The organism is Azospirillum sp. B4, from assembly GCF_000333275.1.
Taxonomy (GTDB): domain Bacteria; phylum Pseudomonadota; class Alphaproteobacteria; order Azospirillales; family Azospirillaceae; genus Nitrospirillum.
In genome coordinates this window covers 70160-93176 of record NZ_BACU01000637.1, presented here as the reverse complement: position 1 = coordinate 93176, position 23017 = coordinate 70160, and the positions used below count along the sequence as shown (strand labels likewise).

Genomic DNA, 23017 nt, shown 5'->3' with positions numbered 1-23017 from the left:
TGCGCGTGACAGTCAACGGGCGGTGGCACCGCTGAAGCCCGCTGTCGACGCGTTTTGCTTGATACGTCCATGATGGACGCCGACCAGGCGTTCATCGCCGCCACGGACTTCATCCGCTCCAGACCCGCGTTTCCCGACTTCCTTTAAAACGGACGGTTTGGCCGCGCGGCCCCCAACTCAACCCAAGTCGCCGGGCATGGTGTCCGACGCCATGGGCCAAGTTAACCTCCTGTCGGCCGGGCGTCTGCCGGGGGGTTGGAACGGGCCTGTGCTGGATCCACTCAAGGAGTTTAAATGGCCCAGGTTTCCGCCGCCAAGTCCCAAGACCGTGGGATGAAGGAAAGTTTCGCCGCCCTTCTGGAAGAGTCGCTCGGCACGAGCGAGAGCCTCGAAGGCACGGTGGTCAAGGGTACCGTTCTCAACATCGAGAACGACATGGTGCTCATCGATGTTGGCCTGAAGTCCGAAGGCCGGGTCGCGCTGAAGGAATTCGCCGTCCCCGGCCAGCCGGTCGAGCTGAAGGTCGGCGACACGGTCGAGGTTTACCTCGAGCGCATGGAAGACAAGAATGGCGAAGCCATGCTGTCGCGCGAGAAGGCTAAGCGCGAAGAGGCCTGGACCCAGCTGGAGCGCGCGTTCACCGAACAGCAGCGCGTCACCGGCATCATCTTCGGCCGCGTCAAGGGCGGCTTCACGGTCGACCTGTCGGGCGCCGTGGCCTTCCTGCCGGGCAGCCAGGTGGACATCCGCCCGGTGCGCGACATCTCCCCGCTGATGGGCACCCCGCAGCCCTTCCAGATCCTGAAGATGGACCGTTCGCGCGGCAACATCGTCGTGTCGCGGCGCGCCGTTCTGGAAGAGAGCCGCGCCGAGGCCCGGTCGGAGCTGGTGGCCAACCTCAAGGAAGGCCAGGTTCTGCAGGGCGTGGTCAAGAACATCACCGACTACGGCGCGTTCGTGGATCTGGGTGGCGTCGACGGCCTGCTGCACGTCACCGACATCGCCTGGCGCCGCATCAACCACCCGTCGGAAGCCCTGCAGATCGGCCAGACCGTCACGGTCCAGGTGGTCCGCTTCAACTCCGAAACCCAGCGCATCAGCCTGGGCATGAAGCAGCTTGAGGCTGATCCGTGGGAAGGCGTGGAAGCCAAGTACCCGGTCGGCGCCAAGTTCAAGGGCCGCGTCACCAACATCACCGACTACGGCGCCTTCGTGGAGCTGGAGCCCGGCATCGAGGGTCTGGTGCACGTCTCCGAGATGTCCTGGACCAAGAAGAACGTCCACCCCGGCAAGATCGTCTCCACCTCCCAGGAGGTCGAGGTCATGGTGCTGGACGTGGATCCGCAGAAGCGCCGCATCTCCCTGGGCCTCAAGCAGTGCCTGGACAACCCGTGGGAGACGTTCGTCGACAAGTTCCCGGCCGGCACCGAGCTGGAAGGCGAGGTCAAGAACATCACCGAGTTCGGTCTGTTCGTTGGTCTGCCGGGCGACATCGACGGCATGGTCCACATGTCCGACCTCGACTGGAACAAGTCGGGTGAGGAAGCCATCCAGGACTTCAAGAAGGGCGATCACGTCCGCGTGAAGGTCCTGGACGTCGACGTGGAAAAGGAACGCATCAGCCTGGGCATCAAGCAGCTGGCCAGCGATCCGTTCGAAGCCACCGTCGCCGGCGTGAAGAAGAACGACGTCGTCACCTGCACCGTCACCGCCATCACCGAGGGCGGCATCGAGGTGTCGGTCGTCGACGGCTTTACCGGCTTCATCCGCAAGTCCGACTTGTCGCGTGAGCGTTCCGAGCAGCGCCCGGACCGTTTCGCCGTCGGCGAGAAGGTCGACGCCAAGGTCACGCAGATCGATCGCGCCAGCCGCAAGATCGGCCTGTCGATCAAGGCGAAGGAAGTCGAGGAAGAGAAGCAGGCGATGGCCGAGTTCGGTTCCTCCGACTCGGGCGCCTCGCTGGGCGACATCCTGGGCGCCGCGCTGAAGCGCGCCCAGAAGGACAAGGACGAGGCCTGAGATCCGGCTCGCTTGAGCTGGGTTCCAGGACCCGTCCGGGTCTTGCCAAAGTAGGAATGGGCCGTCCCCGGGCAACCGGGGGCGGCCTTTTTCTTGGGCGCTCCATCCCGGATGGCCAGACCGGATGGCGGAGACCCCGCCGAACGGCGGTGACGAGGGCCGGCGAACAGCGATAATGCAAGAGTATGAAGACCTTACCCTTGCCAGGACGGGCCCGCTCCGGCACAGTTGGGATGGGACGGGCGATGACGGGGCCGGAACCTGCCGATCCTGGCGCCGCCGGTTGTACCGGGCACCATGGGAAGCGGTGGCCGGTACCAGGACGCGCCAGGCATGGGACGGATGTGGTCCCGGGCCGTCGTCCCGCCGGGAGGCATCAACGACACGATAAAGAGAGCGGTCCCGCAACCGGGACCGATTGCCCAAGGGGAATTGCCGATGACCAAGTCGGAACTCATCATGCGGCTGGCGGAACTGAATCCGCACCTCTACCAGCGCGATGTGGAAAAGATCGTCACCACCATTTTCGATGAAATCACCGAGGCCTTGGCCCGGGGTGACCGGGTGGAGCTGCGTGGTTTCGGCGCCTTCTCCGTGAAGCGGCGCGACGCCCGCACCGGCCGCAACCCCCGCACCGGCCAGGCGGTGGACGTGGAAGAGAAGTTCATTCCCTTTTTCAAGACCGGCAAGCAGTTGCGGGAACAGTTGAACACGGACTGACGAACCCCATCTGTGGGGCCCGGGTTCGGTTTAACCGGACCTCTTGAGCGCCCGCGCCTTGGGTGGCCATCCTGATCCCGGGATGGCCCGGCGCGGTCGCACGCAGTGGAGCGGCCAAGTGTTGCGTTATCTTTCCTGGATCGTGTCCATCCCGCTGGCCCTGGTGGCCATCTCCTTCGCGGTGACCAACCGGGAACCGGTGACCCTGGGGCTGTGGCCGCTGGACGCCGTCCTGACCGTGCCGTCCTTCGCCCTGGTGCTGGTGTCGCTGGTGGTGGGCTTCGCCGTGGGCGGCCTGGTGTCATGGGTGTCGGCGGGCAAGCACCGCCGCGCCGTCCGCAAGGAACGGGCGCGGGCCGACCAGCTGCAGCGCGACCTGGACGCCGCCCGCCTGCATGCCGCCGATCTGGAAAAGCGCATCGCCGCCGCCGACCGGGTGGCCGCGAATGCCCCGCCGGCGGACGTGCCGGCGGACGTGAAGGTCATGTCGCTGCGCTGATGGCCCTCAGGTGCCGGGCGCGGGCATCCGCCCGCTTGGCTTGTCCTCGTTTTCCAGTCCGCTACCACTCCCGGAAAACTGCGGCGGATGCGGTCGCATCCTGCAGCGGCATGAGCGAGAGACGTTTACGGGCAGCCCTTACCGGGCCACCTTTTCCTGCGCCAGGCGCTTGTCCAGGCGGGCGGTCACCGCCTCGCCGTAACGACGGCACGCGGCCTCATCCACCAGGGGCTGGGTGGCGGCCGGTCCCAGACGCTTCCACATCGCCGAGGCGTCGGGGTGCGGCGTCAGCAGGATGTCGCAGGGCAGGGCCGCCACGGCGGCGATGGCCTGGCGGAACCGGGCCAGCACGCCGGGGTGCGCCGCCTCGTCCGAATACCGGTAGACGTCGTCGGTGTAGGCGCTGAGGCTGTCGGCATAGACCATGTGATGGCAACGCCCATCCTGGCAGCTGTCCCAGGTCCAGGTGGTGGCGCCCGGCGTGTGACCCGGCGTGGCGTGGGCGGTCAGGCGGATGGGACCCAGGGTCACCACTTCCCCGTCCCGCAGGCGCTTCACGTTTTGGATGGCGGGGAAGGCGTCGATGCTGAGGAACTGCGGGTCGCCCCGATCGCCCTTGCCATGCTCCAGCGCCGTGGCGGCGGCGGGCATCGCCAGGACCGTGGCGCCCGAGTCGCGCTGCAATTGGGCGATGCCCCCGGCGTGGTCAAAATGCTCATGGCTGTTCAGGATGATGCGGACGTCTTCCACCCGGAAGCCCAGGGCCCGGATGTTGGCCTCGATCATCGCGCCCGCCTTTTCCGTAGCACCATCGATCAGCACGTGTCCCTGAGGCGAGGTGATGAGGATGGCGGACAGGCCGCAGGTGCCGACGTACCAGGTATCGGCATGGATGTGCAGGGGGGCCGCCGGCATGTTCCAGTCCGCCCCCTCCGGGCATGTGGCCGCCGGCTGCGGATCGGCGGCGAAGGCGGGAGCAGCGGCGCCGCACAACAGGGCGGTGGCAAGGGCGAGGCGGGTGGCGATGGGCATGACGGGCGGTCCGGCGTGGGGAAACCTGGGCGCGTGTTTGACCGTGAATTCCGGCCTAAAAATGGCAGCCGTGTGGTGGCCTTCCCCGTCAGCGGGGGCGCCGGTTGCGGCCGCGCCAGTCCGGCTTGCGGCCGGCGGTGGCGGGACGGTTGGCGGCCAATTTGGGCGGCCGGTCGCCGCGCACGGCGCGGTAACGCTCCACCAGGGCGATGAAGGGCGCGCGCAGGCGTTCCACCAGCGTGTCGTCGCCTTCCAGCTTGGCCAGGGCGAAAGCCCCGGCCTCCAGCGTCGACACGCTTTCCCGCCGGGGTTCGCGGCGCAGGTTGCCGTAAGCGGAGACGAAGTCGGGATGGACGATCAGGCGGCGCAGCTTCAACAGCCACGCGTTGCGCCACCACAGGGCCTTGGCTTGCGACCACGACCCGTCCAACAGGATGATGCCCTCCAGGTCGGCCAGCACGGTGGGATCCTCCACCGTCTGGCCCTTCTTGTCCACCAGGCGCAGGGTGCCGGGCTCGGTCGCCGTCGCGTCGTCGCCGGAGCCCATGTACAGCACGGCCCAGCGGCGCGGGTCGGCCTCCTCCCCCGCCTTGCGGCCCAGGGCCTTGGTCAGGTTGGGCCAGGACAGCCCCACCCTCAGCCGGCCGCGCGCCAGGCCCAGGGTCAGCAACCGGGCGCTGCCCAGCTCCACGTCCTGTTCCTGCGGATGCTGCAGCACCAGCACCTGCAGCCGCGTGTCGATGGGCTGGATGTCGGCGCAGACGCACAGCTCCAGCGGCTTGGCGCACCGGGGGCAGGCGGCGGCCTTCGGTGCCGGGGTCGCCTCTTCACGGGGGGGACGCTGTCGTCGGTCATCTCGGCCGTGCGCGGATGGGGCGGGTGAAGGGGTAAGTCGCCTGCGACGTTGGGGGACAGCGCGCGGGACTTGACGGCGGGGGCCGACAGGCGTTGACCTGGACCGGACGGGGCCTTCCCGTCAAGATGCTAGTACAGCCTACCACGGGATCGACCCATGGCCACCGTCACCGTCCTGCCCCGCCGCTTCACCTCCCCGCCCACGCTGGAGGAGATCGAACGCCTGGCGACCGACGCCGTCTCCGCCATTCCGCCGGAACTGCGGGTCCATATCGGCAACCTGGTGGTCCGGGTGGAGGAGTTTCCCGATGAGGAGACGGAGCGGGAGATGGGGCTGGAAACCCCCTTCGACATCCTGGGCCTCTATCGCGGCGTCTCCCTGCCCCAGCGCGGCGTCAACGACGCCAGCCACGGGCCGGACATGATCTTCCTCTACCGCCGGCCCCTGTTGGATTACTGGTGCGAGACGGGGGAGGAACTGGGCGACCTGGTGCTGCATGTCATGATCCATGAGATCGGCCACCACTTCGGTTTCTCTGACGACGACATGTATGGCATCGAGGCCAACGATCCCTGAGGCCACGGTCCCTGGGGAGGGGCGCGGGATCGAGAAACGGGGGCCGGCGGCCTGGGGCGCCGGCGCAGGAAGGGGGGATGGGTGTTATGAATGCCTTTGTGTGGACCGGTCTGGTGACGGTCCTGGCCTTGTTCGTCTATTTCTGGACCATAGGGCAAGTCAGCCGGGCGCGGAGCGCCCACGGGGTCGAGGCGCCGTCCGTGGACGGTCCGCCGGCGTTCCAGCGGGTGTTGCGGGTGCAGACCAACACCCTGGAACAGATCGTGCTGTTCCTGCCGGCGCTGTGGCTTTCCGCCAATATCTGGGGTGACCGCATGGCGGCCCTGATCGGCTTGGCCTGGCCCATCGGCCGCGTGCTGTACGCCCTGGGCTATTACGCCGAGGCCAAGAAGCGCGCGGCGGGCTTCGGCCTGTCCCTCTTTTCCACCCTGGTGCTGCTGGTTGGCAGCCTCATCGGCCTGGTGCGCTATCTGCTGGGGGTTTGAGATCTGGCGTGGAGCCTAGCTGCCGGCCTGCAGGGTGGCGTCGCCCAGGCGGTAGTACAGGCCGTTGTCGTCGTCACCCACCATGTGCAGCGTCCCCGTCAGGGTGATGGGCTCGTTGGTCATGGCGATGGGGGCGCTGGTCTTCACTTCCATCAGGTCGGCGGGGCCGGGCGGCGGGCAGAAGGGGCAGCTGGGCGCCATGGCGCTCAGCAGGAAATGGCCGGACTTCTCCTTCTGCTCCAGCGGAATGATGAATCCCGCGATGGTCAGGGGCTTGCCCTCCAACGCCTGGACCTGCGGCCCGAAGGCGGCGCGCACCCGCAGCAGGCCATTGTCCATGCTGTGCACTTCCTTGACGTCCGCCAGCTTGTCCCAGCCCAGTGTGGCCTTGGGAATGTTCGCCTGCACGGCGGCGGCCGTGCCAGGGGCTGGTACCACCGTGGGGGCCGGCTTGTCCGCGGCCAGCGCCGGCCTGGCCGCTAAAACCGCCAGCATCAGGGCCGCCGCGATGGCGCGCTTGTCCCGAATCGTCATGGCGTGATCCTTTCTCTCAACCGCCTTGGTTCTATGGGCCACACAGGTGGGGCCCAATCATGGCCGTTTCACGGCCTATCCCCGCGACAGCACCGCCGACACGTCCGCCCGGTAGGCATGGATGGCCGGAACCAGGGCGGCCAGGACCGACAGGCCGGCCGCCAGGATCAGAAGATAGGGCTCCGTGGCTGGAAACTGGAGTCCCGTGATGCCCATGTCGCGGGCCTGGGGCACCAGCCGCCCGGCCGCCTCCACCGCGCCGTGGCCGAGCGCCAGCCCCAGCGCGGTGCCGGCGGCGCCCATGGCCAAGGCCTCGGCCAGCAATAGGCTGGCGATGCGGCTTCGCGTGGCGCCCAGCGCCCGCATGACCGCCAAATCATAGCGTCGCGCCTGGGTGGCGTTGTACAGCGCCACGAAGATGCTGAGCGCGGATGAGGCCACCAGCAGCAGGCCGAAGGCCCGCACCGTGTCCGTGCCCACGCCCACCAGCGACAGCAGCCGTGTCATCTCCACCGCCGGGGCCGCCGCCTGCATCCCGCTCTCGGCATTGATGCGCCGGGGCAGGCGGGCGGCGGCGATGGGGGAGCGGTAGCGCAGCAGGACGGAGGTCACTTCCCGGTCCGGCGGTTGTGTGGCTTCCGTCTCGTGCGCATGCCCGTCATGGTCATCGCCATCATGGTCGTCGCCGTCATGGTGGTGATGGTGGGCCTCATGCACCGCCCAGACGCTGTCGATGGGGGTCAGCACCAGGCGGTCGATGACGCCGCCGGTGGGGGCCAGGATGCCGACGACGCTGTAGGGCATGCCCTCATGCTCCGCCCCGCCGGCGGACAGGCCGTGGTTGCCGTTGAACCGGTCGCCCACCTTCAGATGGGCGCGCGCGGCCACCTGGGCGCCCACCGTCGCCTCCATGGGCGCCTGCCACAGCCGGCCCTCCGCCACCCGGCCCTGGCGCAGCGCCACGAAGGCCGGGTCGGTACCGACGATGCGGAAACCCCGGAAGCTGTCGCCCATGGCCACGGGGATGGCCTGGGCCACCAGCGGGTCGGCCGCCAGCGCCTGCGCCTGGGCTAGCGGGATGTTCCCCGTGGGGATGTCGATCTGGTAGAGGGCGGACAGGATCAGTTGCAGGGGGCTGCCCTTGGCGCCTACCACCAGGTCCACACCCGCCGCGTCCTTGGCCAGGCGGTCCTGCACCTGGGTTCCCACCAGGATCAGCACGACGATGGTGCCGGTGCCCAGCGCCAGCAGCGCCACGTTCAGACAGGTGGTGAGGGCGGAGCGCCTGAGATAGGCCCAGGCCAAGCCGAGCGTGTTCATGCGGCGTGACCTTCCGCGGGCAGGGCGCTGAGCCGGGGCAGCTCCATCCGGTCGGTGATGCGCTCCCGGGTGCGGCCATCGTGGGTGGCGACCAGCAGGGTGGCGCCGCACGCCGCCGCCTGCTCCAGCAGCAGGTCCAGCACCCGGGCGCAGTTCTCGTCATCCAGGGCGGAGGTTGGCTCATCCGCCAGGATCAGCTTGGGCTCCGTCACCACGGCGCGGGCGATGGCCACGCGCTGCTTCTCCCCCTGGCTCAGCTGGTCCGGCCGGGCCGACAGGCGGGCCCCCAGGCCCACCCGGTCCAGGGCTTTGGCCACGGCCCCGGCATCGGAGGCCAAGCCGGCCAGCCAGCGGGCCAGGTGCAGGTTCTGCGCCACGTCCAGCGCCGCCACCAGGTGCAGGGTCTGGAAGACGATGCCGATCAGGCGGCCGCGCAGATGGTCGCGGGCGGCGGCGTTCAGGTCCCACACCGCCTGGCCGTCCAGCAGGATGCGGCCCTGGTCCGGCCGCTTCAGGCCCGCCAGCGCGTGGATCAGGGTGGTCTTGCCGCTGCCGCTGGGGCCCAGCAACAGGCAATGCCGGCCGGCCTCCACCGACCAATGGGGAATGTCCAGCACCGGCCGGCCTGCGATGGCGTGGCGCAGGCCGGTGACGTCGATAAGGGGCATGGGAACCTGTCCTGCCATGGCCTGACCCCGACGGCTGCCACCGGCGGGGTCTCATCAAGGGCGCATCTTGGGGTGCCGGATGGCGCCCGGCAAGCAGGAAGGGCCGGCCGCGTCGTCGCAGCCGACCCCCGGGCGGTTTCCTGTCTTGATCCCGCTCCTAGAACAGGCTGCGGTCCTTCAGCTTGCGACAATCGGCGCCGGAGAGGTCCACATGCCAGGCGAGGTTCTTGCTGCCATCATAATGAATGGGAACCTTGTGCATCTCGTCATCTGCACGGCAGGCGGCCATTTCTTGCGGCCAGCTGAAATTCATGTGTCGCCGCTGCCCCCGTTCCGTGAACTGATAGACGCCCAGCACCAGTAGGCCGGTGCACACCACCCGCTGCCAGGTCTGGCCATCCATCGCGGCCTGCATCAGCAGCCAGGCAAGGAAGATGTAAGGGAAGAAGAAGTAGCGGGGACCAGCCAGGAGGGGATGCATGGTCGCGACAGGAACCCGGCTGATGGATGCCACGATGGTGGCCCCCAACAGGCCGATCAGGATCACGATGGGCATGCGCTTCTGCTGGATGGCGAAGGCTGCCACGGTGACGATCAGCAGGCAGCCAACAGTGAAAGGCTGCCACGTCGAGGCATAGAGGCCGAAGAACTTCTCAACCGCCGGCTCCAGGTTGAAGTCGGGGCGGGGCTGCTGGGCGGCAGTCATTTTGACCATGACGACCTGCACGGCGGCGGACAGTACGGCGGCCACCAAAACCACCACGTCCTCCCGCGAGCGCTGCCACAGCCAGCGCAAGGCGAACAGGGGGATGAACAGCGCGATGGCGGGGGAGGAAAGGCCACCGATCAGTGTCAGCACCGTGCGCCAGACCAGATGACCCCGCCCATTCCACAATAGGGCCACGACAGCCAACAGCGTACCCCACCAGAAGGCGTATTCGGAGACGGCGAAGATCTCCGCGTCGGTGGGCACAAGCAGGGCCAGGACGGCGCACAGATAGGGCCGTTTCAAAACGCTGGGGCTGAAGGCGATGGCGGCACTGACGCCAAAAGTGAACAGCACCGTCAGCCAATAGGAAATGGTGGGCAACCGGTCGACGGATAGAGTCGCCGCCATTAGGAAGATCACCTTGGATGGGGTGATCAGGTATCCGGAAACTGGATCGAGCAGAGAGGCCCAGCCGTGCCTTAAATAATCCGGCAGAAAGACGACGCCTTCTTCCACCCAAACGTAGGGGTGGCGTAATTGATCTGGGCGACGCCAGGCCAATATCAGGAATGTTATTATAAAAAGCAGCACCGCTTCCGCCGTACGTCGGGCGCGCGGCGACCATTCAGAAATTCTTTTCATGGTGACTAAGACGCTCTGCTTTAAGAGGCTGGCAACCCCACTATTGCCATTTTTGCTTATATGTCCAACATCATTGAAAATAAAGCACTATTGCTGCCTGGCCGACGTCTCCGGATCCCCTGAGATGCGTGGGGCCCTCCTTATGGTGGGGGGGCGGGTGAGCATTTGATTCCCCATCTCAACGTTGCTACAGTCGGCACGGATGTCTTGGTACTCCCGGAATAAGGGTAAGGCATTGGAAAATCATCGGAAAATCGCCATTCTTTTCGTCTGCACCGGCAACATCTGCCGCTCCCCCACGGCTGAGGGCGTGATGCGTCGCCGCCTGGCCATGGATGGCCTGAGCGACCGCGTGACGGTGGCCAGCGCCGGCACCCACGGCTATCACGTGGGCGAGGCGCCGGACATCCGGGCGGTGGAGGCCGCGCGCTATCGCGGGGTGGACCTGTCGGCCCTGCGCGCCCGTCGCGTGGATGCCGAGGACATCCAGCGCTACGACCTGGTGCTGGCCATGGATCGTGACCACCTGGACTTCCTGCGCCGATTGGCCCCGCCCGCCCTGCGCGACCGGGTGCAGCTGTTCCTGGACTACGCTCCCGACCACAAAGGGCATGACGTGCCCGACCCCTATTACGGCGCGGAGGATCAGTTCGACGTGGTGCTGGACCTGATCGAAGCGGCGGCCGATGGCTTGCTGGACGAGATCCACCGCCGGCTGGAACGGTCGGCGGCCTGACGCGGGCGCGGGGCATCTGGCGGAACGGACTCGGCTTGGCGGGCCGACGGCGCTATACCTAAGGGGCCCATCGTCCCCGTCCTACCGGATTTAGTGCCCGTGCCCGACACCAACGACCTCTCGTCTCCGGCGATTCCCACCCAGGGCGTCACGCCCATGATGGCGCAATACCTGGAGATCAAGGCCCAGCATCCGGGCGCCCTGCTGTTCTACCGCATGGGCGATTTCTACGAGATGTTCTTCGACGACGCGGTGGCGGCGGCCCGCGCGCTGGACATCACCCTGACCAAGCGCGGCCTGCACCTGGGGGAGGAGATCCCCATGTGCGGCGTGCCCGTGCACTCCCACGAGAACTATCTCTCCCGCCTCATCCGCCTGGGCTTCCGCGTGGCCATCTGCGAGCAGACGGAGGACCCGGCGGAGGCGCGCAAGCGTGGCGGCAAGACCGTGGTGCGGCGCGAGGTGGTGCGGGTCGTCACCCCCGGCACCATCACCGAGGATGGCCTGCTGGACGCCCGGTCCAACAACTACCTCGCGGCCCTGGCCGAGGTCGGGCAGGCCCTGGGCCTGGCCTGGCTGGACCTGTCGACCGGCGAGTTGACCCTGCAGCCGGTGGAGCGCGCGGCCCTGCCGGCGGCGCTGGCCCGCCTGTCGCCGGGTGAGCTGCTTGTGTCCGAACGCCTGACGCAGCAGCCCGACCTGTTCGAACTGTGGGCCGAATGGCGCGACCAGCTGACGGTGCAGCCCAACGCCCGCTTCGATAGCGAGAACGGCCGCCAGCGCCTGCTGGATCTTTACGGTGTGGGCACGCTGGACGCCTTCGGCAGCTTCAGCCGGGCGGAGGTGGCGGCCGCCGGCTCCCTGGTCGATTACGTGGAGCTGACCCAGAAGGGCAGGGTGCCGCGCCTGGACCATCCTCGCCGCCTGGCGCTGGGCGCGGTCATGGAGATCGACCCGGCCTCCCGTCGCAACCTGGAACTTTCCCGCACCCTGACGGGGGAGAAGCGGGGCAGCCTCTTGGGCGCCATCGACCGCACCGTCACCGGGGCCGGCGCCCGCCTGTTGGCGGCCCATCTCGCCTCGCCCCTGACCGACCCCGCCACCATCGGCCGGCGGCTGGACACGGTGGCCTATTTCGTGGAGCAGGGCGGTTTGCGCGCCGACATCCGGGCGCATTTGGGCCGGGCGCCGGACATCGAGCGCGCCCTCTCCCGCATCAGCCTGGGCCGGGGCAGCCCGCGCGACCTGGCGGGCGTGCGCGACGGCCTGGTCCGCGCCCGCGACATCTGCGACACCTTCCCCGCCGACGCCCTGCGTGGCGCGCTGGAGCCGCCGCTGCCCGCCGGTTTGCTGGAGGCCCTGAGGGCCGTGCGCGTGCCGGCGGACCTGGTGGCCACGCTGGCGGCGGCCCTGGGGCCCGATTTGCCGCTGAACGCGCGGGACGGCGGCTTCATCGCCCAGGGCTATTCGGCACCCCTGGATGAGCTGAAGGAGCTGCGCGACGACTCGCGCCGCCTGATCGCCAACCTCCAGGCCCGCTATGCCGGGGACACCGGCATCACCACCCTGAAGATCCGGCACAACAACGTGCTGGGCTATTACATCGAGGTCACGGCCCAGCACGGCGACAAGCTGATGGCGGCGGAGCAGCGCGGAACCTACATCCACCGGCAGACCCTGGCCAATGCCATGCGCTTCACCACCGTGGAGCTGTCGGACCTGGAACGCCGGGTGGCGGAGGCGGGCGACAAGGCGCTGGCCCTGGAACTGTCGCTGTTCGAGGATCTCAGCCAGTTGGTGCTTGCCAAGGCGGACGACATCGCCTCGACCGCGCAGGCGCTGGCGCAGCTGGACGTGGCGACCAGCCTGGCCGACATCGCGGTGGAATGCCGCTGGTGCCGCCCGGTGGTGGACGCCAGCCGGGAATTCCGCATCGTGCGCGGCCGCCATCCGGTGGTGGAGGCGGCGCTGGTGGCCAACGCCAGCGGTCCCTTCGTCGCCAACGACTGCGACCTGTCGGACGCCAACCGCCTGTGGCTGCTGACCGGTCCCAATATGGCCGGTAAATCCACGTTCCTGCGCCAGAACGCCCTGGTGGCGGTGCTGGCCCAGATGGGTAGCTTCGTGCCGGCCGACTCCGCCCACATCGGGGCCGTCGACCGGCTGTTCAGCCGGGTGGGTGCGGCCGACGATCTGGCGCGCGGCCGCTCCACCTTCATGGTGGAGATGGTGGAGACGGCGGCCATCCTGAACCAGGCCAGCGCCCGCAGCCTGGTCATCCTGGACGAGATCGGGCGCGGCACCGCCACCTTCGATGGCCTGTCCATCGCCTGGGCGGCGGTGGAACACCTGCATGAGATCACGCGCTGCCGCGCCCTGTTCGCCACGCACTATCATGAGCTGACGACGCTGTCGTCCAAGCTGCCGTCGCTGGCCTGCCACACCATGCGCATCAAGGAATGGCAGGGCGATGTCGTCTTCCTGCACGAGGTGGCGGCCGGTGCCGCCGACCGCAGCTACGGCATCCATGTCGCCCGCCTGGCCGGCCTGCCGGCCACGGTGATCAACCGGGCGGAGGAGGTGCTGGCCATCCTGGAGGCTGGCGACCAGGGCAGCGCCGTGACGCGGCTCGCCGACGACCTGCCCCTGTTCAGCGCGCCGGTGCGCCGGGCCGCGCCCACCCCCGCCGCCCCGCCGCCGGAATCGCCCGCCCTCGCGGCGTTGAAGGCGGTCAGTCCCGATGAGTTGACGCCGCGCCAGGCGCTGGAGGAGCTTTACCGGTTGAAAGGCCTGCTCTGATCATTCCCGGGGAAGGGGCTGGTCCGGCTTGGTGACGTCGACGAAGTCGCCATCGATGACCGTGGGGCTGGGGCGCACCGTCCCACCAGGAGGGACGCCCCCGGCGGTGCGCACGGTGAAGCGGGTGCCGGACAGGCGCTGGGCCTGGCCCAGCAGGGCGCGGCGCACCGGCGGGATCAGCAGGGCCAGGCCGGCCAGGTCGCTGATGAATCCGGGCACGGCGAACAGCAGACCGGCGGTGGCCAGGCACAGGCCGTCCCATGCCTCCACCACCGGGGCCTGGCCCGGGCCCAATCCCGCGGCCTTGCGCAGGGTGTCCAGGCCCTGACGTTGCACCAGCCACAGCCCGACCACGGTGGATAGGACGACCAGGGCCACGGTGCCCAGGACGCCCACCTTTTCCCCAACCCAGGCGAAGGCGGCGATTTCCACCAGAAGGTAGGCAATGAGGAAAAGGGGAAGGCGCATTGGCTTGCTCTTTCTGCGGGTGCCGCCTATCTACAGCATAGGGGCCGGCCCGGTGAGTGTACGGGTGTCCGGTCTTAACATGGTGGGGCGGGGCCCCCGTATCCAGGTCGGATTGGGCCTGGAACCGGGCTCGATTTCAAGCGCCGGAGGTTCGAAGTCAGCGATGGGCGACAACACCTATTTCTTCGAAATCATCATCTTCGCGATGATCGCCGTGTTCCTGGCCTATCAGCTTCACAAGGCGCTGGGCCGCAAGACGGGGGAGGAGCGTGAGCGTCCCAACCCCTTCACCGCCGCCCCGCCCCCGCCGCCATCCCAGGGGCCATCGCAGGGGCCATCCCAGGGCGCGGTGCCGCCGCGCTTCCAGCCCCAGGGGATGCCCGGCAAGGTGATCGAGGGCACGGCCCGCGACGTCACGCCGCCCGACGATGACGGCCCCCTGTCGCTGGATGCCGGCCTCGCCCGCATCCACCAGGTCGACCCCAGTTTCGATGAGCGCCACTTCCTGAAAGGGGCCGAGGGCGCCTTCGGCATCATTGTCGACGCCTTCGCCCGGGGCGACACCGCCACCCTGCGGCCATTGCTGGCCGATGCCGTCTACAATGACTTCACCCGCGCCATCGAGGCGCGCCGGCAGGCGGGCGAGACGCTGGAAGCCCATATCCAGGCCTTCGACAGCGTGGACCTGGTGCAGGCCCGCTTGCTGGAAGGCCAGGCGCTGTGCACGGTGAAATTCATCACCCACCAGACCAACGTGACCCGCGACGCCCAGGGCCGGGTGGTGGACGGCGATGCCGACCATCCGATGGAGGTGGTGGACATCTGGACCTTCGCCCGCGACGCGAAGTCGTCCAACCCCAACTGGCGCTTGGTCGAAACCCGCGTTCCGCACTGAGCGCGGGCGAAAGCCCCTCATCGGTGTTTCCTTCCGGCAGCGATCCGTTTTAAGGTCCGGCACGACCTACCCCGTTGCCTCGTGAGGATGCCCTTGCCCATGCCGTGCCGGCCTGTTCTCGCCCGCGCGGCGCGCGGCGTTATGGGCGCCCTGTTGCTGCTGACCACCGCCTGTTCCCTGTTCACCAGCGAGGAGCCACCGGCCCCCCCGGTGCCGGCGCCGGGCGCGAAGCTGGTGCTGCAGCCGGCCAGCTTCGCCGACCTGCCGGGGTGGCAGGCCGACAGGGTGGTGGAGGCGTTGCCCGCCCTGCTGCGCTCCTGCGACAAGCTGTTGCGCGAGACAACGGGCGTGGCCGGCAAGCCGCAGGACTGGAACGCCCCCTGTTCCGCCCTGAAGAACCTGCCGCCCGGCAACGAGGCCATGGCGCGGGCCGCCCTGGAACGCTGGTTCCAGCCCTGGCGCGCCACCGACAACGGCAACCCTGACGGCCTGTTCACCGGCTATTACGAGGCGGAGCTGCGCGGCAGCCGCACCCGCCACGGGCGCTACACCGTGCCGCTTTATCGCCGTCCTCCCGACCTGGTGATGGCGGACCTGGGTGAGTTCCGCGACAGCCTGAAGGGCCAGCGCATCGCCGGCCGGGTGACGGACGGCAAGCTGAAGCCCTATGAGGATCGCCGCCGCATCAACGCCGGCGCGCTGACGGGCAAGGGGCTGGAGCTGGTGTGGCTGGACGACGCCATCGACGCCTTCTTCCTGCACATCCAGGGCTCCGGCCGGGTGGTGCTGGAGGGCGGGGGCGAGATGCGCGTGGCCTATGACGGGCAGAACGGCTGGCCCTACGTCGCCATCGGCCGCCAGATGGTGGCGGACGGCAAGCTGGAGCGCGACGCCGTCACCATGCAGTCCATCCGCGCCTGGCTGGCCGCCAACCCCGGCCAGGCCCAGGCCACCATGGAGGGCAACCCGTCCTACGTCTTCTTCCGGGCGCTGGAGGGCGACGGCCCCCTGGGTGCCGAGGGCGTGGCCCTGACGCCCGGCCGCTCGCTGGCGGTGGACCATACCCACATCCCCTACGGCCTGCCCGTCTGGCTGGACGTGACCGATCCGGAGGACGGCGACAAGCGCCTGTCCCGCCTGCTGGTGGCCCAGGATACCGGCGGCGCCATCCAGGGGCCGGTCCGCGGCGATGTGTTCTGGGGCCACGGCCCTGAGGCGGAGAATCGCGCCGGCCTGATGAAAAGCCGGGGCGGCTACTGGCTGCTGCTGCCGCGCACGGTGGCGCCGCCCAACATCACGGCCCCCACGGGTCCCTCTTCATGAGCCGGCAGCGCCGCAGCCCGACATCGGAGGAGATCCGGCTGTGGCGGGAGGTGATGCGCGACGCCGCCCCCCTGCGGCGCGGCGGCCCTTTGCCGCCCCCGCCGCCGCTTGCTCCTCCGGCGCCGGTGGAGGCCGCGGCCGCGACACCATCGGCTCCGCCCGTGGCGCCGGCGGCCAAGCCCGCGCCCGCGGCCCCGCTGACTCATCCGCCGCTGGTGTTCGGCGCCCGCGCCGGCCTGGATCGCCGCACCGACGACCGCCTGCGCCGGGGGCAACTGGTCATCGACGGTCGGCTGGACCTGCACGGCATGACCCAGGCGGAGGCGCACGGCGCGCTCAACGCTTTCGTCGCCCGCGCCCATCGCGAGGGCCGTCGCACCCTGCTGGTCATCACCGGCAAGGGTTCCGGCGGCGCGCATCTGGGTACTGATCGGGAGAAGGGCATCCTGCGCGTGGCCGTGCCCCGCTGGTTGGGGGAGGCGCCCTTGCGCCCCCTCGTCCTGGCCATCCGCCAGGCCCAGCCGCAGCACGGCGGCGGCGGGGCGCTGTACGTCCTGCTGAAGCGGCAGCGCCCATGACGCCTTTCGGCCTGCGGATGCGGCAGCTGCGGGAACAGCACGGCCTGGCGCTGAAGGACATGGCGGCGGCGCTGCACATCTCATCGGCTTACCTCTCGGCCCTGGAGCATGGCCGCAAGGGCACGCCGTCGCCCATGCTGGTGCGCCAGATCTGCGGCTATTTCGGCATCATCTGGGACGAGGCGGAGGAGATGGAGCGCCTGGCCCAGATGTCCGACCCCCGGGTGGTGGTGGATACCAGCGGCCTGTCGCCAAAGGCCACGCTGGTCGCCAACCGTCTGGCCCAGCGGGTGTCCAAGCTGGACGAGGCGGCGCTGGACCGCCTGCTGGATGTCATTGGGCCCCTCTAGTTCGGATGCACTCTTTGCTCGTGGTTCGTTTCATGCGACGAAACATCGGCAGCCCTGCACTCGATTCCACTCGAACGCGGGCGGCCGGTCGGTTTAGAATGTTTATAGTTTTCCGCCTTCACGGGCGGCCGGTTCACCTTTTCCGATTTCGGGAGCGTCCCCATGCCATCGCGTCTTGAACAGCTTTGCATCCAGAAGGGCCTCAAGATGACCGAGCAGCGGCGGGTGATCAGCCGCGTGCTGTCGGAGGCCATGGACCACCCGGATGTGGAGCAGGTTTACCGCCGCGCCGTGGAGATCGACCCCAACATCTCCATCGCCACCGTGTACCGCACCATGCGCCTGTTCGAGGAAGCCAACGTCATCGAACGTCTGGACTTCGGCGACGGCCGCGCCCGGTACGAGGAGATCCGGGATGAGCACCACCACCACCTGATCGACCTGCAGTCAGGCGAGGTGATCGAATTCCGCAGTGAGGAGCTGGAGCGCCTTAAGGAGAAGGTGGCGGCTGAACTGGGCTATGAGCTGATCGGCCATCGCCTGGAGCTGTATGGCGTGCCCCTGAACCGCGCCAAGCGATCGTAAGGTCACCAGGAAAGGGGTCGGCCCCATGGGCTGCCGTGGAGACACGTCCGACTGTTGCCGTCCCGCCGTCGTGCGGGCGTACCAGGAGATGCGCGGCCGGGGCCAGCCGGAGAAGTTCTGCCTGGAAGCCGCCATCGCCGTCTACCGGTGGCACCACCCCAGCGCCTGCGACCTGCCGCCGGAGGTCATGGCCATGGTGACCGGTTGGGTGCACGACGGCCCGCGGCACTGAATCGGAACGGGTGGCGGCCCCCATGGCGTTCGACTGGCACGCGGACCCGATCAGCCGCGATACGCCGATCGACGGCACCTATCGCGGCACCCAGAACGTACGCCGCTTCTTCCGCCGGGAATGCGGCGACCATTTCAGGTTCGACCGGCCCTTCATGGCCTGGATGAAGTCCGCCGTGGGGCGGACGATGGGCGAGGCGGCGGACGAGTGGCGTCGCCGCGACCTGGCGGGCCGGTAGCCGCCGTCATCATGGCAGCACCCTGCCCTTGCACCCCTTGCACTGGTCAAGGGCGTGGCACGCCCGTATGGTCCGGCGCCATCAGCACCCCCTTTACCGAGGCGCCGCCCCATGATTCCGCGCTACAGCCGCCCCCAGATGGTCAAGATCTGGGAACCGGAGAACCGGTTCCGCATCTGGTTCGAGATCGAGGCCCACGCTTGCGACGCGCAGGCCGAGTTGGGCGTCATCCCCAAGGAGGCCGCCGCCGCGGTATGGGAACGCGCCAAGTGGGACGTGGCCCGCATCGATGAGATCGAGCGCGAGACCAAGCACGACGTCATCGCCTTCCTGACCAACCTGGCGGAGCATGTCGGCCCCGAGGCCCGCTTCGTCCACCAGGGCATGACCTCCAGCGACGTGCTGGACACCTGCCTGGCGGTGCAGCTGAAGGAGGCGACCGACCTGCTGCTGGCGGACATGGACGCCCTGCTGGCGGCCCTGAAGCGCCGTGCGCTGGAGCACAAGTACACCGCCACCATCGGCCGCAGCCACGGCATCCATGCCGAGCCGGTGACCTTCGGCCTGAAGCTGGCCGGCCACTACGCCGCCTTCAAGCGCGGACGTGACCGCCTGGCCGCCGCCCGGGATGAGATCGCCACCTGCGCCATCTCGGGCGCCGTCGGCACCTTCGCCAACATCGACCCCCGGGTGGAGGAGCATGTGGCGGCGAAGCTGGGCCTGGCGGTGGAGCCCATGTCCACCCAGGTCATTCCGCGCGACCGCCACGCCATGTACTTCGCCGTGCTGGCCGTCATCGCCGCCAGCATCGACAACCTGGCCACCGAGGTGCGCCACCTGCAGCGCAGCGAAGTGCGCGAGGCCGAGGAATATTTCAGCCCGGGCCAGAAGGGCTCGTCGGCCATGCCGCACAAGCGCAACCCGGTGCTGTCGGAAAACCTGTCGGGCTTGTCCCGCCTGATCCGCAGCCATGTGGTGCCGGCGCTGGAGAACGTGACCCTGTGGCATGAGCGCGACATCAGCCATTCGTCGGTGGAGCGCGTCATCGCCCCCGACGCCACCATCGCGCTGGACTTCGCCCTGTCGCGCCTGACCGGCATGATCGACAAGCTGGTGGTCTATCCCGAGGGCATGCAGCGCAACCTGGACATGCTGGGCGGCCTGCACAACAGCCAGCGCATCCTGCTGGCCCTGACCCAGGCGGGCATGAGCCGTGAGGATGCCTACCGCGCCGTGCAGCGCAACGCCATGCCGGTGTGGCTGGAGGGCAAGGACTTCCGCACCCTGCTGAAGGCCGACGCCGACGTGGGCCAACACATGACGGCGGAGCAGATCGACGGCGTCTTCGACCTGGAATACCACACCAAGCATGTGGACACGGTGTTCAGGCGCGTGTTTGGGGAATGAAGGAAATGGGGGCTGGCGCGAAACGGCGCCTGCCCCCGATCCAATGAAAAAGGGGCGCTCCCGCCTGGGGCCGCCCCTTTTTTAATTCCGCTGACTTGCGGGAAATCAGGCGGTCATCAACTGCTGGCGGGCCACTTCCAGCGTGTGCTCCATCTCCTTCTCCACGCGGTGGGCGGAGATGTCGACGCCCTTGGCGGTGAAGTCGGCCAGGATACGGGCCAGGATGTCCTGGTGGCCGGGTTCCTTCAGGTCTTCCGACACCATTTCCCTGGCGTAGGCGGCGGCCTCGTCGCCCGTCAGGCCCAGCTGCTGCGCGGCCCACTCGCCAACCAGGCGGGCGCGGCGGACATAGATGCGGAACAGCAGTTCCTCGTCATGCTTGAACTTGGCCTCGAAAGCCTGTTCGCGTTCGTCAAAGGTCGTCATCGCTATTCCTCGAAGCACAGCTCTGGGTGGTTTCGATTTCCCCCGGCAGCCTTATATATCGGGTGGTCGCATCCGGTCTACATCCCCCGGGGCATCCGGCGCCCCTTCCTTCCTCAGGTGGCATTCCCTTCCATGTGCAGCGTCATAATCCTTCGCCGTCCGGGCCACGCCTGGCCCCTGATCGTCGCCGCCAACAGGGACGAGATGAACACCCGTCCCTGGTTGCCCCCCGCCCGCCATTGGCCCGACCGGCCGGAAGTGGTGGCCGGCAAGGATGAGCTGGCGGACGGCAGCTGGTGCGGCCTGAATGACAGCGGCGTGCTGGCCGCCGTGCTGAACCGCGAGGGCACGCTGGGCCCGGCCGCGGGCAAGCGCTCCCGCGGGGAACTGGTGCTGGAGGCGCTGGACGATGCCGACGCGCCGGTGGAGGCGCTGTCCGACCTGGACACCCGCGCCTACCGCCCCTTCAACCTGCTGCTGGCCGACAACCGCGACGCCTGGCTGCTGGACCATGCCGGTGAAGCGGGCCGCACCCGTGTGCGGGTGACGCCCATTCCCGAGGGGGTGTCCATGATCACGGCCAAGGGCCTGAACGCGGCGGACTGCCCCCGGACCCGCCGCTACCGTCCCCTGTTCGCCGCCGCCCCGGCGCCGGACCCTGAGGCCGCCCGCTCGTCAGGTTCCTGGGGGGCGGAGTGGGAAATGCTGCTGGCCAGCCGGGTCAGCGGGGAGGGTGACGACCCGCGCGAGGCGCTGTGCATCGTCACGCCGCCCATTGAAGGGAAAGGGGCGTTCGAAACCACCAGCAGTTCGCTGATCGCCCTGCCGGCCATGGACCGCGCCGGGGTGCTTCCCCGCTGGCGCTTCGCCGCCGGCCGGCCGGACCAGGTGCCGTTCCAGGACCTGGATCTGGGTTAATTCCGTCATTGGATGGGGGGCCGGCGTGGGGCGCGGGGGGACCGTCGTTGTACAGGACCCCATTGCTTGCTATATCCTGGCCATCAGGGCCGTCCCTCGGGGGCGGGCGCTCCGCCATGCGCGTGCGCCCCCGATGCCGCCCGCATCCGTTCGTTCGAAAGAAGTGATCCCATGTCTCGACGCCGACGGATCTATGAAGGCAAGGCCAAAGACCTGTTTGAGGGGCCTGAGCCCGGCACGCTGGTTCAGTACTTCAAGGATGATACGTCCCATGAACACAAGAAGGGCGTCATCACCGGCAAGGGTGTGCTGAACAACCGCATCTCCGAATACCTGATGACCCGCCTGGGCGAGATGGGGGTGCCCACCCATTTCGTCCGCCGCCTGAACATGCGTGAGCAGCTGGTGCGCGAGGTGGAGATCATCCCGGTCGAGGTGGTGGTGCGCAATGTCGCCGCCGGCTCGCTCAGCAAGCGCTTCGGCATTCCGGAGGGCACGCAGCTGCCCCGCTCCATCATCGAGTTCTATTACAAGTCCGACGAACTGGGCTGCCCCATGGTGTCGGAGGAGCACATCACCGCCTTCGGCTGGGCGGGGCCCCAGGACCTGGATGACATGTTGTCGCTCAGCCTGCGCATCAACGACTACCTGTCCGGCCTGTTCCTGGGCACGGGCCTGAAGCTGGTGGACTTCAAGGTGGAGTTCGGCCGCCTGTGGGAAAACGATGAGATGCGCATCATCCTGGCTGATGAGATCAGCCCGGACAATTGCCGCCTGTGGGACATCAAGACCAACGAAAAGTTGGACAAGGACCGCTTCCGCCAGGATCTGGGCAAGGTCGAAGAGGCCTACCAGGAAGTGGCCCGCCGCCTGGGCATCCTGCCCGAGGGTGGACCGGGCGATGTCAAGGCGCCCAAGCTGATGCAGTGAGTTCCGGTCCCGGGGGCGGTTTCGCCCCCGGGGCTTTTTCATATTCCCGTCCGCGTAAAACTAGCCAGGAAGAGCATCGATCATGAAGGCCAAGGTTACCGTCACGCTGAAGCACGGCGTCCTCGATCCCCAGGGCAAGGCCATCGGCCACGCCCTGCAGACCCTGGGCTTCGACGGCGTGGGCGAAGTCCGTCAGGGCAAGCTGATCGAGCTGGAGCTGGAGGAGACCGACCCGGCCAAGGCCAAGGCAGCGGTGGAGGCCATGTGCCAGCGCCTGCTGGCCAACACGGTCATCGAGAACTACGCCATCGAGCTGGTGTGAGTCCCCGCCCTGGGGCGGCACCCTTGCCGCCCCAGGGGCACATCCGTCGCGTTCCTATTCCGCCGGTCTCAGTCCGGCGATGAAATAGCCCAGCGCCCGGTCGAACGCGGCGTCCGGGCTGTCCCCCAGGATGCCGGCGACCGCCGCCGCCATCAGCGGCGCCTCGGGCCCCATCTCCGGCAGTGTCTGGCCGGCGCGGTCGGGCGCGTCCGTGGCCTGCGCCTGTTCCTCCAGCACCCATCCCACGACGAAGCGCGACAGCGCGATCATGATGCGCAACGCGTCCGCCGGCGCGAAGCCGTGCCGGCACAGCAGGCCCACCTGCGCCTCCGCCAACGGTATCTGTTCCGCCAGCGGGCCGGTGCCGGCGTGCACGCGCGCACCATCGCGATAGGCCAGCAGGGCGTGGCGGAAGCTGCGGACGTTCAGTGTCAGCCAGCCGCGCCAGTCCGTCTCCCCCTCGGGCGGCCACACGTGCGTGTGCCGCGCCAGCATGGCCACCGCCATGGCGTCCAGCAGCGCGCGCTTGTTGCGGAAATGCCAATACAGGGTGGGTGACTGCACGCCCAGGCGCGCCGCCAGCAGGCGGGTGCTGAGCCCGTCCACCCCCACCTCGTTCAACAGATCCAAGGCCGCGCGCACCACCGTGTCGCGGGTCAGCTTTCCCTCTGGCCGCATGACCGTCCTCCATTCGCGCTTGACTCTCTATCATCGATAGGGAAAATGCAACCCTATCAGTGATAGGGATCG

27 protein-coding genes are annotated in these 23017 nt (G+C 68.4%); 18 read left to right on the top strand and 9 right to left on the bottom strand.

Features of this window, described 5'->3' with window-relative positions; genetic code table 11:
• Positions 1–294 precede the first annotated feature (294 nt).
• From rpsA to I55_RS28840, 3 genes are all read left to right on the top strand, one after another.
• Positions 295–2019: a 30S ribosomal protein S1 gene (gene rpsA / locus I55_RS28850; RefSeq protein ID WP_044564160.1), complete on the top strand. Its 1725-nt coding sequence runs from the start codon at positions 295–297 to the stop codon at positions 2017–2019.
• A gap of 438 nt (positions 2020–2457) precedes the next feature.
• A complete protein-coding gene (gene ihfB, locus I55_RS28845; RefSeq protein WP_044564159.1) occupies positions 2458–2739 on the top strand; it encodes an integration host factor subunit beta in 282 nt (93 codons plus the stop codon).
• A gap of 121 nt (positions 2740–2860) precedes the next feature.
• A complete protein-coding gene (locus tag I55_RS28840; RefSeq protein WP_044564180.1) occupies positions 2861–3238 on the top strand; it encodes a lipopolysaccharide assembly LapA domain-containing protein in 378 nt (125 codons plus the stop codon).
• Positions 3239–3376: 138 nt separating this feature from the next.
• On the opposite strand, the gene bla is transcribed toward I55_RS28840, so the two are convergent.
• Positions 3377–4270 carry a subclass B3 metallo-beta-lactamase gene (gene bla, locus I55_RS28835; protein ID WP_044564158.1) on the bottom strand — a complete coding sequence of 298 codons (894 nt, stop codon included), beginning with the start codon at positions 4268–4270 and terminating at the stop codon, positions 3377–3379.
• Positions 4271–4358: 88 nt separating this feature from the next.
• Complete coding sequence (locus I55_RS28830) at positions 4359–5012, bottom strand: tRNA-uridine aminocarboxypropyltransferase (protein ID WP_376739212.1); 654 nt, start codon at positions 5010–5012, stop codon at positions 4359–4361.
• A gap of 270 nt (positions 5013–5282) precedes the next feature.
• On the opposite strand from I55_RS28830, the gene I55_RS28825 reads away from it, so the two are divergent.
• Positions 5283–5702 carry a metallopeptidase family protein gene (locus I55_RS28825; RefSeq protein WP_044564157.1) on the top strand — a complete coding sequence of 140 codons (420 nt, stop codon included), beginning with the start codon at positions 5283–5285 and terminating at the stop codon, positions 5700–5702.
• Between the two features lie 77 nt (positions 5703–5779).
• Positions 5780–6187: an MAPEG family protein gene (locus I55_RS28820; RefSeq protein ID WP_252181352.1), complete on the top strand. Its 408-nt coding sequence runs from the start codon at positions 5780–5782 to the stop codon at positions 6185–6187.
• Between the two features lie 15 nt (positions 6188–6202).
• Here I55_RS28820 and I55_RS28815 read toward each other — a convergent pair whose 3' ends face one another.
• The 4 genes from I55_RS28815 to I55_RS28800 form a co-directional block, all read right to left on the bottom strand.
• Entirely contained in the window at positions 6203–6721 is a 519-nt protein-coding gene (locus I55_RS28815; RefSeq protein WP_044564155.1) for a DUF3299 domain-containing protein, read from the bottom strand.
• A 75-nt stretch (positions 6722–6796) separates the two neighbouring features.
• Entirely contained in the window at positions 6797–8041 is a 1245-nt protein-coding gene (locus I55_RS39185; RefSeq protein WP_044564154.1) for an ABC transporter permease, read from the bottom strand.
• The gene (locus I55_RS28805; protein ID WP_252181350.1) at positions 8038–8709 is read right to left on the bottom strand and encodes an ABC transporter ATP-binding protein; all 672 of its coding nucleotides are present in this window, start codon (positions 8707–8709) and stop codon (positions 8038–8040) included. The genes I55_RS39185 and I55_RS28805 overlap by 4 nt, the downstream gene beginning before the upstream one ends.
• 157 nt (positions 8710–8866) lie before the next feature.
• Positions 8867–9826: a hypothetical protein gene (locus I55_RS28800; protein WP_148294039.1), complete on the bottom strand. Its 960-nt coding sequence runs from the start codon at positions 9824–9826 to the stop codon at positions 8867–8869.
• Positions 9827–10295: 469 nt separating this feature from the next.
• On the opposite strand from I55_RS28800, the gene I55_RS28795 reads away from it, so the two are divergent.
• Both I55_RS28795 and mutS read left to right on the top strand, forming a co-directional pair.
• On the top strand, positions 10296–10796 hold the full coding sequence (locus I55_RS28795; protein ID WP_252181349.1) for a low molecular weight protein-tyrosine-phosphatase: 501 nt from the start codon (positions 10296–10298) through the stop codon (positions 10794–10796).
• A gap of 156 nt (positions 10797–10952) precedes the next feature.
• The gene (gene mutS / locus I55_RS28790) at positions 10953–13595 is read left to right on the top strand and encodes a DNA mismatch repair protein MutS (RefSeq protein WP_044564150.1); all 2643 of its coding nucleotides are present in this window, start codon (positions 10953–10955) and stop codon (positions 13593–13595) included.
• Here the strand turns inward: mutS and I55_RS28785 are convergent, their stop codons facing one another.
• The gene (locus tag I55_RS28785; RefSeq protein WP_044564149.1) at positions 13596–14063 is read right to left on the bottom strand and encodes an FxsA family protein; all 468 of its coding nucleotides are present in this window, start codon (positions 14061–14063) and stop codon (positions 13596–13598) included.
• 163 nt (positions 14064–14226) lie between these two features.
• On the opposite strand from I55_RS28785, the gene I55_RS28780 reads away from it, so the two are divergent.
• The 8 genes from I55_RS28780 to purB all read left to right on the top strand — a co-directional run bounded on the left by I55_RS28780 (position 14227) and on the right by purB (position 19671).
• Positions 14227–14958, top strand: a complete 732-nt coding sequence (locus tag I55_RS28780; RefSeq protein ID WP_044564148.1) for a Tim44/TimA family putative adaptor protein — start codon at positions 14227–14229, stop codon at positions 14956–14958.
• 99 nt (positions 14959–15057) lie between these two features.
• Entirely contained in the window at positions 15058–16281 is a 1224-nt protein-coding gene (locus I55_RS28775) for a murein transglycosylase A (RefSeq protein ID WP_044564147.1), read from the top strand.
• A complete protein-coding gene (locus tag I55_RS28770) occupies positions 16278–16859 on the top strand; it encodes a Smr/MutS family protein (RefSeq protein WP_044564146.1) in 582 nt (193 codons plus the stop codon). Before I55_RS28775 ends, I55_RS28770 begins: the two co-directional genes overlap by 4 nt.
• Complete coding sequence (locus I55_RS28765) at positions 16856–17209, top strand: helix-turn-helix domain-containing protein (protein ID WP_044564145.1); 354 nt, start codon at positions 16856–16858, stop codon at positions 17207–17209. The genes I55_RS28770 and I55_RS28765 overlap by 4 nt, the downstream gene beginning before the upstream one ends.
• A gap of 162 nt (positions 17210–17371) precedes the next feature.
• Positions 17372–17794 carry a Fur family transcriptional regulator gene (locus tag I55_RS28760; protein WP_044564144.1) on the top strand — a complete coding sequence of 141 codons (423 nt, stop codon included), beginning with the start codon at positions 17372–17374 and terminating at the stop codon, positions 17792–17794.
• A 25-nt stretch (positions 17795–17819) separates the two neighbouring features.
• Complete coding sequence (locus I55_RS28755; protein ID WP_044564143.1) at positions 17820–18026, top strand: hypothetical protein; 207 nt, start codon at positions 17820–17822, stop codon at positions 18024–18026.
• Between the two features lie 22 nt (positions 18027–18048).
• Positions 18049–18264, top strand: a complete 216-nt coding sequence (locus I55_RS28750) for a DUF6434 domain-containing protein (RefSeq protein WP_044564178.1) — start codon at positions 18049–18051, stop codon at positions 18262–18264.
• A gap of 111 nt (positions 18265–18375) precedes the next feature.
• Positions 18376–19671, top strand: coding sequence for an adenylosuccinate lyase (gene purB / locus I55_RS28745; protein WP_044564142.1), 1296 nt, complete (start codon positions 18376–18378; stop codon positions 19669–19671).
• 105 nt (positions 19672–19776) lie between these two features.
• Here purB and I55_RS28740 read toward each other — a convergent pair whose 3' ends face one another.
• Positions 19777–20097, bottom strand: coding sequence for a DUF1476 domain-containing protein (locus I55_RS28740; protein ID WP_044564141.1), 321 nt, complete (start codon positions 20095–20097; stop codon positions 19777–19779).
• A gap of 132 nt (positions 20098–20229) precedes the next feature.
• On the opposite strand from I55_RS28740, the gene I55_RS28735 reads away from it, so the two are divergent.
• The 3 genes from I55_RS28735 (at position 20230) to purS (ending at position 22267) form a co-directional block, all read left to right on the top strand.
• The gene (locus I55_RS28735) at positions 20230–21015 is read left to right on the top strand and encodes an NRDE family protein (RefSeq protein ID WP_044564140.1); all 786 of its coding nucleotides are present in this window, start codon (positions 20230–20232) and stop codon (positions 21013–21015) included.
• Positions 21016–21186: 171 nt separating this feature from the next.
• Entirely contained in the window at positions 21187–21945 is a 759-nt protein-coding gene (purC, locus tag I55_RS28730; RefSeq protein WP_044564139.1) for a phosphoribosylaminoimidazolesuccinocarboxamide synthase, read from the top strand.
• Positions 21946–22027: 82 nt separating this feature from the next.
• On the top strand, positions 22028–22267 hold the full coding sequence (gene purS, locus I55_RS28725; RefSeq protein ID WP_044564138.1) for a phosphoribosylformylglycinamidine synthase subunit PurS: 240 nt from the start codon (positions 22028–22030) through the stop codon (positions 22265–22267).
• 54 nt (positions 22268–22321) lie between these two features.
• Here purS and I55_RS28720 read toward each other — a convergent pair whose 3' ends face one another.
• Positions 22322–22945: a TetR/AcrR family transcriptional regulator C-terminal domain-containing protein gene (locus tag I55_RS28720; RefSeq protein ID WP_044564137.1), complete on the bottom strand. Its 624-nt coding sequence runs from the start codon at positions 22943–22945 to the stop codon at positions 22322–22324.
• Positions 22946–23017: the final 72 nt, after the last annotated feature.